Below are 12,028 nucleotides of genomic sequence, written 5' to 3'. Positions count from 1 at the left end.
GCTACCTCACGCCCCACGAGACACGCCTGCGCTACCAACAAGACCAGACCCTCGCGGCGTAACACGGACGTGTCCAAGATCACGGGGAAGCTTCAGCCTGCTTGCTGTGGCGGCCTTGTGCGCCGCGTGCCTGGGGGCCGTCTTCGGTTGCGGCAGCGAGAAGGATGTCGGCGGCCGCGCGGAGGTGGCGACGGACCGTGCCCGGCAGGTTGCCGCAGCCTGGGACGGTTCAACCGCAGCTGCCGCGTGGCGTGCTGGCTACTACCCCATGGGAGAGACGGTGCAGCTGCCGCGGGGCGGCCTGCGCAGCCAGGCCGATAAGCAGGCCTACGAAGACCAAAGTTTTGTTCTGCGAGGCAAGTTGCCCGGCACTTGGCCGAAGGACGGCCGGGTGACTTGGGCCGGGGGTGGATCGGTCACACGGCCGCTGGCGGGGGCAGATGAGTCGTACAAGACCCTGGCTGGTGCCCCCGTCAACGGAAAACCAGACCTGATTGTGACCGGGGCGAAGCTGGGCGAGATGAGCGTGGCCACCAGCCGCGGGCCGGCGACGGTCCCAGCCTGGCTCTTCACCCTGGACGGCTATGCCTTCCCCCTCAAGCGGGCCGCTGCCATCCCGTCGAAACTCCCCCGGCCGCCGATCAGGCCAGCCCGTGACATCCCCGGTTATCCGATCAACCGGCTGGTCCGGATTGCCGCAGACGGGCGATCGGTGACCGTGGTTGCCCTTCATGGTGTCTGCGACGACGGCCCCGTGGTGGATGTGCTGGAAACAAGCGGCAGCGTAGTGCTGTCGGCCTCTGTCAAGTACCGGAGAGACGGCGGCGACTGCACCAAGCAGGCGAGGATGCAGCAGGTGACGGTGAAGCTGGAACGACCCGTGGGCGACCGCGTTCTGCTCGACGCGCACACTGGCCAGCCGGTAGCTGCACCTGGACATCGACTTCACCACGTGGCTACGTACGCGAGAAGCAGCAGCGAATGGCGCTCAGTTTGAGCAGCAGTGGACGATCTCTGTGCCCCGGGCGGTGACGGGCGGGCGGGCACGGCCGGTGTGTTGAAGGATCAGGGCGGCGGGAGGGCCCGGGCGGCCGGTGGAGCCGACGACGACGGCGTCCGAGGTCTCGGTGTGGCGCAGTTCGGACCTTACTGCACCAGTTATCGATCTTAAGCATGGTCCTCTGGCCCTGACCACGAGCGAGAGATGCGGCCGTCAACTTGCCCTTGGCCAGGGCGAAATATCCCTTGTGGTTCACCTATGCGGCCTCGGTTGCACGGCTCGCGACCCAAAATCGGTAGGCCGCCCAGCCAGCACCGAGCGCGGCGGCTGTCCAGACGATGACCTCGGCAAGAATGATGGCCGGGGTCACGGTGAAGTGCGGCCGGGGCGGTAGCACGACCATCTGCGCGGCAGCACCCACCGGAACCGTCAGCGCCGCAAGGAAGCCGATCACTCCAGGCCGCCTGATGGCTGCACCCACCACACCCAAGCCCAGCCCGAGCGGCAGACCCACCACCCACCACCAGACCATATCCGTGCCGGCCCCCCAGACGAAGGCGTCCGTGACGTAGTACGCCCCCGTGGCAGCGAACAGTGTCAGGGCCCCGACCAGCGCGCCTCGGGCCCATGTCCCGGCCAACCAGCCCACCACCACCGCCAGCGCGGCCCAGGACCAGCCTGCGTCCATCAGCAGGCTGAGCACCTTGGCAGCCTTGCCCCAGACGGTGCCGACGAGAGGCATGCCCAGCTCCCCATACGGCGACGAAAGCGCGTTGATGAGCGAGGTACCCGCCCCAAATCCCACCCCAGCAGCGAGACCCCCCAGCGTGATCTTCATATTGGGAGAATATCCAGCGCGTTCAGCTCACGAGGTGAACGAGGGCATTCCGAGGCCGCACAGCACGACGCGTGCACCCGTGGTCCGCGGTGGCCATCGCACGACGCTTGTGGCCATGCCCGCCTGGTCCAACGGCCAAATCCTCGTCCCGGTGGAAACCTGGGTCATCATGATGGCCACCTCTAGGGTCCACGACTTCATTAGCAATGAAGGCGGTTCGTTAGCAGTGGATTAGCAAATCCGCGATTCAGTTGACACTGACTACGTTCAGTAGTGGTCTCTATCGGGCCGCTTCCGATCTTCTCTGCGTGGGTGCCGCGCGTTCTCCGTACCGTCCCAGCATGGCAGTACGGAGCACGGGCAGCACTCCTCCGACAGGCAAGGTTCCTACGGCGTCGATCCGGTACGAGGACGCGCCGGTACGTGAAGTGCCGGTACGGCAACTGCGGGTGGCGGACTTTATGGGGTCCAAGCCCTGGCGGGATGTTCGGTCGGTACACGGGATGACCCACCACTCGGGTAAGTACTCGTCCGCGACAACGGGCGGGCATGTGGTCTATGAGAGCCGTCTGGAACTGGCCCGGCTGCTGTTGGCGGACTTCGACTCCGCGGTGCAGGGGATCTTCGCCCAGCCGTGCCGACTGGCGGCTCGGGTCGGTGACCGGGTTCGGCACCACGTTCCTGACTTTCTGCTGGTCATGTGCTCGGGGACGGTGCGGGTGGTCAACGTCAAGCCTGCGGGCCGTCTGCAGGATCCGAAGATCGTGGAAGCCCTGGCATGGCCGGGTGAGCTGTTTCGGCAACACGGCTGGGAGTACGAGATCTGGTCCGGGGCAGACCGGGTGCTGCTGGAGAACGTGCGGTTCCTGGCCGGCTATCGGCGCCGCGGTGTGGTGCCCGAGGCCGAGGTGGAGCAAGCGTGGCAACAAGTCGTGGACGGCGATGGACTGGGCCTGGCCGAGCGTCGGCTGGCGGGTGATCGGCCGCCGGAGGAGGCGAGGCCGCCGCTGATGGCGCTGTTGTGGTCTGGACGGCTAAGGACGGATCTGTCGCGTCCGTTGTCGGGTGAGTCGGTGCTGCGGAGGTGCTCGTGACCGCCTGGACGACGTCCCTGCGGCCAGGGCTGCCGATCAGTTTCGACGGCGAGCAGTTCACGGTCGCCGAGATCGAGGGACGCCTGATTCTTCTCCAGCCGACAGCCGCGGTTGTCGGCATGCCGAAGTGGCGGCAGGTCGACATCTCCGTGCTGCTGGCGCATCCCACCACTAAGATCCTGGTTCCGGTGCCACCGGACGAGGAGCCGGCAGCTGCGGCCGTCCTGAGCAGCCTCGACGATGACGGGGATGACGAACTGACGCGGAAGTTCCGTCATGTTCAGGAGGTCCTGACGGGCTACCAGCTCGGCGATGAGGTACTGGCTCTCCCGGGGGAGCCACGGCCGGACTACGCGCCTGGAACACCGCGGATGCACCGGTATGCGGCCAAGGCCGCGGAGCTCGGGGTTGCCGAGAGCACGATCCGGAACTGGGTACGGCAGGTGAGGCACTCGGGTCCGGCCGGGCTGGTCCATGAGCGCCCGAAGACAAGTGTCCTGGACCGGGCCGACCCTCGTTGGCTCGAGATGGCCCGCGCGGTGTTGAAGGGGCATGAGAGGTCGTCCCGGCCGGTGCGGAATCTGATCCTCATCGAGATCGAGGAGCGTCTGACCAAGGAATGCGGGAGGGACACGGTCCCGATTCCGGCCCGCACGACGGGTTATGAGCTGTTGCGGGTGCTGTCCAAGGGCACGAATGCCTTCGAGGGCAGCACGAAGGGCAAGCGGTCGATCGCGGATGCCCCGAAGGGGACATACGGCCGGCTGCGGGCGACGCGGCCGGGCGAGTATGTGGTGCGGGACACCAACTGCCTGGACGTCTTCGCCATGGAACCGGTGACCTGCCAGTGGGTGCGGTGCGAACTCACTGTCGCGATGGACCTCTACAGCAAGGTGATCACCGGGCTCCGCCTCACCCCGGTGTCGACGACGTCGACGGACGTGGCTGGGGTGTTGTTCGAGACGGTCCGTCCGCGAGAGGTTCCGAATGACGGGGGTGAGCCGCTTCCGTACTGCGGGGTGCCCTCCACCGTGGTGGTCGACGCGGACAAGCTGGTCGACCGGGACGGCCAGCCCCTGCTGCCCACGGTCGCGGCCGAGACGATCATCTTCGACCACGGCAAGGTCTATCTGTCGAACCACATCCAGAGCGTCTGCGCGAAGCTGGACATCTCACTGCAGCCGGCCCGGCCGAAAACGCCGACCGACAAGCCGATCGAGCGGTGGTTTCGCACCCTCAACCAGGGGCTGCTGGCCGCGCTGCCCGGCTACAAAGGCTCGGACGTGCACAGCCGCGGCGAGAAGGTCGAGGAGGAGGCGTTCTTCTTCATCGACGAACTCGAAGCGATCATCCGTGAGTGGATCACGCGGATCTATCACAGGCGGCGCCACCGCGGTCTGTGCGTCCCGGAGGTGCCAGGGCTACAGCTCAGTCCGCTGGACATGTTCGAGCACGGCGTCACCCGCGCGGGTCTGCTGCGGATCCCGGCCCGTCCGAACCTGGCCCTGGAGTTCCTGGAGGAAGAACGCGTCCCCATCCACCACTACGGGGTCGAGATCGAGGGGCTGCGCTACAACGGAGACGCACTGAACGACTACCGCAATCAGCGCAGTCCCTATCGCGGGGTGGAAGCGGGCAAGTGGCCGATTGCGGTGGACCGCGGCAATATCACCAAGGTGTACTTCCAGGACCCCAAGCGGCGGACGTGGCACACGCTCGACTGGGAGCACGCGCCCGCGCTGGGCGGGCCGGTCAGCCGGGAGGCGTTGGTCTACGCTCGCCGGCTCGCCAAGAAGACGCACCGGTTCCCCGACACCAAACGCGCCCTGGTCGAACTCCTGGAGCGGTGGGGTGCCGGGCTTGCCGCGGACCGCACTGAGCGGCGGATGGCGGTGCGGTTGTCCCGGGAACGACTGCGGTTGGTGGGCGAGGACGATGAACCGCAGGATGCGAAGGACGAGGTTGCCGCGCTGCCGTCGGACCGCCGCATCGCTGCCCTCAGCACGCCTGGATCCGGTCCGGCGGATGGGTCCGGCGGGCCGGGTCTGCGGGGCGTCGCAGCCCAGGACGAAGACCTGGGCGGGGACGACGACGAGGACGAGGAATGCGAGGCGGTCTTCCCCGGCGACGACAGCACCGTCCCGATCGACGAGGACGAGTACTACACCGACGTCTGGAACAGCCGTTGAGTACGGCAAGTGGCATCGAGCCGTTCGAGGGCGACGACCGGCAGTACACCCGACCCGGCTGCCGGGCTGGTTGAAGTAGGTCTACGGGCCCGACCGCATCCAGCCTCCACAGTTCACCCGGGCCCAGCTCGGTGATCTCTCGCCGCGGGAGTTGCTGGTGCACAACGACAACCGGCAGGTCTGGCATGCCAACATCGGCCCGATCGACACGCCCCAGCTCCTTGCCCTGCACGAGGGCCTGGAGGAGATCGTCGAGTCGAACCGGCAGGACGGTGACGAGACGAAGCCGGCCGCGCTGGTGGACGCTTATCCGGGGCTGGGCAAGAGCACCGCGGTCCGCGACTACGGCCGGATACTGTTCCGGGCGCAGGTCGACTTGCGTGGGGAGACCACGCCCAGCGGACACCGCAGAGTGCCCGTCATCTACATCGCCCTGAGCGGAAACACCCAGGTCAGGGGCCTGAATGCGGCGATCTGCCGCTTCTACGGTCTGCCGGTCGCCGGGGACGCGGACACCTTGGGCGAGTGCGCGGTGGACGCGGTGCTGTCCATGAAGACCAGCGCGATCGTCATTGACGACATTCACTTCCTCGCTGGGGCGAAGTCCAACTCGGTCCGCATGGCGAATCAGTTGAAGTACCTGGCGAACGTCTTCCCCGTCACTCTGATCTATGTCGGGGTCGGCGTCCAGCAGCGCGGCATGCTCCGCGAGGGATTCTCCGACAAGGAGACGGCACTCGCCCAGTTCGGACGTCGCACCACCCCTTTGACACTGCTCCCGTTCCAGATCGAGGACGACGAGGGACGTCAGCACTGGCAGACCCTGTTCAAGACCATCGAACAGAAGCTGGTCCTGGCCGAGAAGTATCCAGGGATGCTTGCCCGGGACCTGTCCGATTACCTCTACGCACGCTCCACCGGGCACTTCGCCTCCCTCATGGCGCTGATCAACCGCGGCTGCCTGCGCGCAATCCGCAGCGGCCATGAGCGCCTCGACGAAGACCTGATGAACCAGGTGAAGAACGACGCGGCCGCGGAGGCTGCCCGCAAGGAACTCGAAGCGGAGATCAAGGCCGGCCTTCTCACCACGCGGCCGACGTCCAAACTGCAGAGCCGGAGCAAGTCGGCATGACGCAGTGGACTGACGAGCGGATCCCGATCTGGGTCCCGCCCTTGCCCGGAGAGGCCCTGGACAGCTGGATCGCCTGCTATGCGGCCCGCCTGCGGGTCTCCACCAGCGATTTTCTGACGACGCTCGGCTTGCAGGGTTCCCGGCCGGCACGGATGGCCAACGAGCTCACTTCCGGGGAGGCTGACGCCTTGTCGCTGGCCACGGGGCTGGGCCGGGCGGAGCTGGTTGCCATGACTCTTCAGCCGTTCGACGGGCTGGCCGTCACCATCAGCTGCGGCCAGCACCGGCGGCTGGGACAGCCACCGTGGTGGCGCCGCATCGGTGCCCGCAGCCGCTACTGCCCGCGCTGCCTGGACGACACTGCGGGGCGGTGGCCGCTGGAGTGGAGGCTGCCGTGGATCTACGCCTGCCGGCACCACCACGTGCTGCTGCTCGAGGTGTGTCCGGCCTGCGGCAACCCGCCCCTGGCCCATAGCCCGTCCTACCGGGGACGACCAGCCACCCCGGGACTGTGCGCACACCCCATCCCGGCGGCTGAACCAGGGGAAAGAACGTGGTCCCGGTGCCGCCACCGCCTCGCCGATACCCACGGCCGTCGAACTCGGCCCAGATGGACCCATCCTGGCCGCGCAGCAGCGCCTTCGCGAGCTGCTGCACACCGGGCTGTCCGACCGCGAGCCGGCCGGCCTCGCGCTCCGCGAAATCTACGCTCTGGCCTGGCGAGCCCTGAAGGGCCTGGACACGGTCCTCGACCAGGCCCCCGCGGCCGTGCACGACGTCGTACGTGACTGCGGCGGCGCGCCGCGCGCCTACAGGGGCCGCAACCTGCCCGAATACTCTGATCAGGTCGCCGTGGGAACGGCGATCGCAGCGATCGCACACGACTCCGGCCACCCGGCCTCATCCGAGGTGTTCGACTGGATCCTGGAAGCCGACCGTGCACAGTACACGGGCGGCCACCAGCAAGGCCGTCGCATCGACCGCTGGCGGCCCGCTGGCGAGCGGCTGACCGCACGCGTCATCACGTCGCTGAACACCACGATGAACTTCCACCAGCGGATGCGCTTCTCCAGCGCCGTGTCCCAGCCGTGCTGGCCCGCGCGCACGAAGGATCAGGTCCATCGCCGCGCGGCCATGATCCCGGCTCTGCTGTGGCCGTCGTGGAGCATGCGCCTGCTGGGCACGGGGTCTGTCGACGCGACCCTGCCCCATGCCTTCCGCGCTGCATGCAGCACCTACCTCCTCATCCCTGGCACGCGACTCGACTTCGCCGCAGCCGGACGGCTCCTGGGCCACCAGGCTCCTCGCCGCGACCGCAGAATCATCGACCGGCTTTTCCAGCCCGCCCACCTCACAGCGCTGGCATCCGCGCTTGCCCAACTGGCTCACGCCCTCGACGCGCACGGCAGCCCCATCGACTACGCGCGCCGCCGTCGGCTGCTCACACGCGAGGGTCTCCGCATCGACCACCGTGCCTACCAGCGTCTGTGCTGGGAACACGGCAGGAAACCCGGAGCCCGCGGCCGGGAGCGTCACCTGCGCACTCACCTGCTGGAACTCCTGGGTGCCGCACCCGCCGACCACGTGGTCGACGTGGCCACCAACTTCGTCTCCGATTACCGCAGGTTCACCTCTGCCCTGCCCGCCTGGCTCCGGGTTTTCCTCCTGGACCAGGCCCACGCCAACCTCGCCGAACACCGCATCGACGAACCCATTCACTGGGAGCCCCCGCCCCACTGGGTCACCGACGTGGACTGGCCCGGATTGGAACCGGACGACGTGGACCACACCGCCTTCCGCAAGGCAATCAGCACCTGCAAGACCACGACGGAGGCAGCCGCCGCACTGGGCATGACCCCAGAACACGTCCGGCTCTTCACCGAGCTCAGCGGCGTGACGGCGCCCGAAAAACAGGCCGCACCACGTGCCCGGGGCCGCCTCATTCCGCTCCGGGACGAGCTCGCACCCGAGCGGCTCCGCAATCTGTATGAAGACCAGGGCCTGTCTTATCAGGAGATGGCGAAGGCCACCGGCTACAGCAACACAGCGGTCATCTCGGCCCTGACCCACATCGGCCTCCGCGGCCGGCAGCGCGACCGCCCCGGAGCTGTCACCCGGGCCTGGCTGGAAGAGCAGTGCGTTCTCCGCGGACGCAGCCTGCGCGGCATCGCCCGCGAGTGCGGCGTGACCGCCGGGGACCTGCGCAAACTGGCCGAACAATGGGGCATCCCCGTATGGACGGGCCTCACACGGCCACTGCCGCCCGAGATCTCAACGCTTCCGCAGCCCCTGGCACCAGACCTTCACCGCATCCTGACCTCGAAGATCAGCATCGACACGCTACAGCTCCTTGTCCAACTCCCTGGCCAGCCCAGCCTGTCGGCAGCCGCACGGCGCCTCGGAGTCCACGACATCCGACACCCGCTCCTCACAATCGAGCGCATACTCGGCTTCACGATCATCGAACGCACCCGGCCGCTTGCCGCCACTGGCCCCGGGCAGAGATTCCTCGCCCGTATCGAGCACCTCACCCGAAGCCTTCGCTGAGGTGTCATCGGCCTGGCTACCTACTAAGAGGTCGCGCAGATGAGCGCGGTGGGGAGCCCTGGGCGAAACAGGCACAAGTCCTGGGCGATCACGTAGTTGTCACGCTCTGTGATTTCCCGGGGTCTGCCGCGAACGGAGTGGCTGTACGCCTGGCCGACGAGATGAAGGGGTTCCGGGGCTTGCTCAGATCGTTGGAGCAGCCATCGAGGCGCGAGTTGCGGCAGTGATGAGAATTTCGCGGGGCACCCGCGCTGCGGCGGCAAGGGCGCGACCCACCGGGTAGGCGTGGGCGCCTGCTGGGAGATTTCCGCGGCGCCCGCTGAGTACCACGTCGATGGAGCCCGTGCTGCTGTGCGATTCCGTGGTTCTGTCCAATCGCCGCAGTGTTTGGCGGGCGACTGCCTCCGCGCTGTCGTACAGGGTGGTTCCGGTGGGCAGGCTCTGCAGAATCTCTGGCGCCACCAGGGGGTAGTGCGTGCATCCCAGCACCACGGAGTCGCAATTCTGGGGGGTCCGCTTTGCCGCGTCGGCGATCGCTTCCGCTGCTGCGGCCATGTCTCCGTGGTCGATCGCCTCGGCCAGACCAGGGCATGCGACACGCGTGACAGGCCGGCCGTTCGCGAAGTCCGCGATCAGGCGATCCTGGTAGTCACTCGCCGTGGTCCGGACGGTTGCCCACACGGCGATGCCTTGGGCGGCCGCTGCGGCCGACTTCACGGCGGGCACGGTTCCGATCACAGGCACACGGGGTTCAAAACTCTCGCGCAGAGCGTCGATCGCGGTGACGGTGGCGGTGTTGCAGGGGACCACGATGGCCTCCGCGCCCCGCTGGACGGCCAATTGGGCGGCACTGAACAGACGGTCCGTGACGAAGGAGGCCGTTCTCGATCCCCAGGGGGCGCCGTCGGGGTCCAGAAACAGAAGCAGATCGAGTTCCGGGGCGAGGTGCCGAAGCCATCCTGTGGTGGAAAGGAGGCCAAGCCCTGAGTCGATCAATGCCACCATCATGGGAGTCAAGTTACCAGCCGACCACTGGCGCACATGGCGGCCCGTCACGGGCAGCGGCGATGTTGGTGCGGCCGTCCTGGCGGTGGACGCTGATGGCGAGGTTGCGCAGGCTGGCCATGATGCGGAGCAGGTGACGGGTGCGGAAAGCGGGGCGTTCCCGTGAAGCGACGGCCTGTTCACCATCATCGGCTGTGCCGTGTGTGTGCAGGAGCGGCAGGAAGGCTAACCGCTACCAGCGGCAGAAAGCAGCCGACGAGAGGTCCCATGCATAGCGCGATCAGCACGGTCCCAACCCCGACGGTTCCACCCAAAAGCCAGCCGACGCCGGCGACGGCGACCTCGATGCCGGTGCGCACTATGGCGATAGGTAGGTGGGTGAGCCGAACGAGTCCGGTCATGATGCCGTCGCGTGGTCCCGACCCGAACTGCGCGCCGAGGTAAAGCGCGTCAAAGAAGGCCAGTGCGACAAGGCCGAGGCCGAGGTATCCGATATCAGCGAGTGGCCCATGTGGGTTGGGGAGCACAGCCGCGGTGGCATCGGCGGCGAACCCGACGATCGCAACGTTGAGGAGCGTCCCAAGCCCAGGCAGTTCTCGCAGGGGGATCCACGCAATAAGCACAAGCAGCGAGATCAGGTTTGTCGCCCAACCGAACGAGATGCCAAGAGATTTGGCAGTGCCCTCTGTGAGCACGTTCCAGCTGGCCGCGCCAAGCCCGGACTGGACGAGCAGCATGACGGCGGCCCCGTACCCCACCAAGCCGAACAGTAGCTGGGGGATCCGACGTGCCTTCCGGGCCGCCCGAACCTGGGCGAATGCGTTCATGCGCCCCATCACGGGCGGGTCGTGACGAGCCGGGACTGAGGTGTGTTCCGTGGAAGCAGGAGATGCCATCTGGCGAGTCTCTCGGCTATCTGGACCTGGATTCCATAGCCAGATTAACTATGCTGGTCTGGTGAAAATCAGCTCGCACGCGGTAGCACGGATGTTGGGGACGTGGCAGGAGGGGCCGGGGCCAGCACATCAACGTCTCTCCGACCGGCTGCGTCTGCTAATCCTGGATGGCCGCCTCTCCCTTGGTGCGGCCCTGCCAAGTGAGCGTGACCTCGCTGTCGCGCTCAGCACCAGCAGAACCACAGTCGGAACCGCATTCCACACGCTGGTCGAGCACGGATACCTCGCCACACAGGCGCGTACCAGGGCGACGGTACGGCTGCCTGATGACACCACGCCCGAGCACCCGGTCGGCACGGACGCAGAGACCATCGACCTGTCCTTTGCCGCGCCGGCTGCACCCGTCCAAATCCTCCACGCTGCATTCGCGACAGCCCTCGAACAACTGCCACGACATTTCGAGCGGCACGGCTACGACCGTTACGGCACTGCGGAGCTGCGCAAAGCAGTCGCCCAGTGGTATCAACGGCGAGGATTGCCCACCCGGCCCGATCACATCCTGATCACCAACGGCGCACAGCACGCGCTGGCGCTTCTGGCGCGCGTACTCCTGTCGCCACACGACACAGTCCTCATCGACCATCCGACCTACCCACACGCGATTACGACATTTACTGAAGCGCGAGCCCGTCTTCTGCCCGTAGCCGTGGCATCTTCTGGCTGGGACACTGAGCAACTCCAAGCAGCAGGGCGAGCCGCGAACCTGGCCTACCTGATACCTGACTTTCACAACCCGACCGGAATGTGCATGCCCACGAGCGTGCGCCAACAGCTCAGCCTTAGGTGTCCCACAGTCATCGACGAGACCATGACCGATCTGGCTCTGGACGTTCCGAGCCCGGAACCCCTAGCGATATACATGCCAGCAGCCATCAGTATCGGCTCAGTGTCCAAGAGCGTCTGGGGCGGCCTACGCACAGGTTGGATTCGCGCGCTGCCTTCTCTCCTGGAACGCGTCGAACAAGCCCGACCCACCACGGACCTCGGCACCCCCGTCGTCGAACAACTCGCCACAGCCGTCCTCCTGAACAAACACCAGACCCAGCGGTCCGACACGCTCCAGCAACTCAGATCGCAACGTGACGCCCTGCGGCAAGCACTCACTGAGCACCTACCGGACGTCCACGCCCTGCAACCAGCCGGTGGTGTGACGCTATGGGCAACATTCTCTGAGCTTGGCTTTAAACCCCACCAAGATCATTTCTTGGTGGGGTTTGTCGTTCGCCTGACAGCTGGACGGCCTCTGCTTGATCATGTGTTTCCGCCA

10 protein-coding genes are annotated in these 12,028 nt (G+C 66.8%); 7 read left to right on the top strand and 3 right to left on the bottom strand.

The genetic code is table 11. From position 1 onward, the window contains the following. The first annotated feature begins 268 nt into the window (after positions 1-268). The gene (locus ABZV38_RS37175) at positions 269-997 is read left to right on the top strand and encodes a hypothetical protein (protein ID WP_356332971.1); all 729 of its coding nucleotides are present in this window, start codon (positions 269-271) and stop codon (positions 995-997) included. A 259-nt stretch (positions 998-1,256) separates the two neighbouring features. On the opposite strand, the gene ABZV38_RS37170 is transcribed toward ABZV38_RS37175, so the two are convergent. Then, a complete protein-coding gene (locus ABZV38_RS37170) occupies positions 1,257-1,838 on the bottom strand; it encodes a hypothetical protein (protein ID WP_356332969.1) in 582 nt (193 codons plus the stop codon). A gap of 428 nt (positions 1,839-2,266) precedes the next feature. On the opposite strand from ABZV38_RS37170, the gene ABZV38_RS37165 reads away from it, so the two are divergent. The 5 genes from ABZV38_RS37165 to ABZV38_RS37145 all read left to right on the top strand — a co-directional run bounded on the left by ABZV38_RS37165 (position 2,267) and on the right by ABZV38_RS37145 (position 8,800). Next, entirely contained in the window at positions 2,267-2,932 is a 666-nt protein-coding gene (locus ABZV38_RS37165; RefSeq protein ID WP_356332967.1) for a TnsA-like heteromeric transposase endonuclease subunit, read from the top strand. After that, positions 2,929-5,121, top strand: coding sequence for an integrase (locus ABZV38_RS37160; RefSeq protein ID WP_356332965.1), 2,193 nt, complete (start codon positions 2,929-2,931; stop codon positions 5,119-5,121). The genes ABZV38_RS37165 and ABZV38_RS37160 overlap by 4 nt, the downstream gene beginning before the upstream one ends. A 157-nt stretch (positions 5,122-5,278) precedes the next feature. Continuing rightward, a complete protein-coding gene (locus tag ABZV38_RS37155) occupies positions 5,279-6,253 on the top strand; it encodes an ATP-binding protein (RefSeq protein ID WP_356332963.1) in 975 nt (324 codons plus the stop codon). Next, a complete protein-coding gene (locus tag ABZV38_RS37150; protein WP_356332961.1) occupies positions 6,250-7,041 on the top strand; it encodes a TniQ family protein in 792 nt (263 codons plus the stop codon). The genes ABZV38_RS37155 and ABZV38_RS37150 overlap by 4 nt, the downstream gene beginning before the upstream one ends. 64 nt (positions 7,042-7,105) lie before the next feature. After that, positions 7,106-8,800 carry a hypothetical protein gene (locus ABZV38_RS37145; RefSeq protein ID WP_356332960.1) on the top strand — a complete coding sequence of 565 codons (1,695 nt, stop codon included), beginning with the start codon at positions 7,106-7,108 and terminating at the stop codon, positions 8,798-8,800. 183 nt (positions 8,801-8,983) lie between these two features. On the opposite strand, the gene ABZV38_RS37140 is transcribed toward ABZV38_RS37145, so the two are convergent. Continuing rightward, complete coding sequence (locus ABZV38_RS37140) at positions 8,984-9,808, bottom strand: aspartate/glutamate racemase family protein (RefSeq protein WP_356332958.1); 825 nt, start codon at positions 9,806-9,808, stop codon at positions 8,984-8,986. Positions 9,809-9,990: 182 nt separating this feature from the next. Beyond that, entirely contained in the window at positions 9,991-10,632 is a 642-nt protein-coding gene (locus ABZV38_RS37135) for a hypothetical protein (protein ID WP_356332956.1), read from the bottom strand. A 49-nt stretch (positions 10,633-10,681) separates the two neighbouring features. On the opposite strand from ABZV38_RS37135, the gene ABZV38_RS37130 reads away from it, so the two are divergent. After that, positions 10,682-12,028: PLP-dependent aminotransferase family protein (locus tag ABZV38_RS37130; RefSeq protein ID WP_356332953.1), on the top strand; the 1,347-nt coding region annotated here is incomplete at its 3' end.

Origin of the sequence: Streptomyces sp. NPDC005181 (assembly GCF_040608395.1) — a bacterium.
In the GTDB taxonomy this organism is placed as follows: Bacteria; Actinomycetota; Actinomycetes; order Streptomycetales; family Streptomycetaceae; genus Streptomyces.
This window is presented reverse-complemented; position numbering and strand designations above follow the sequence as displayed.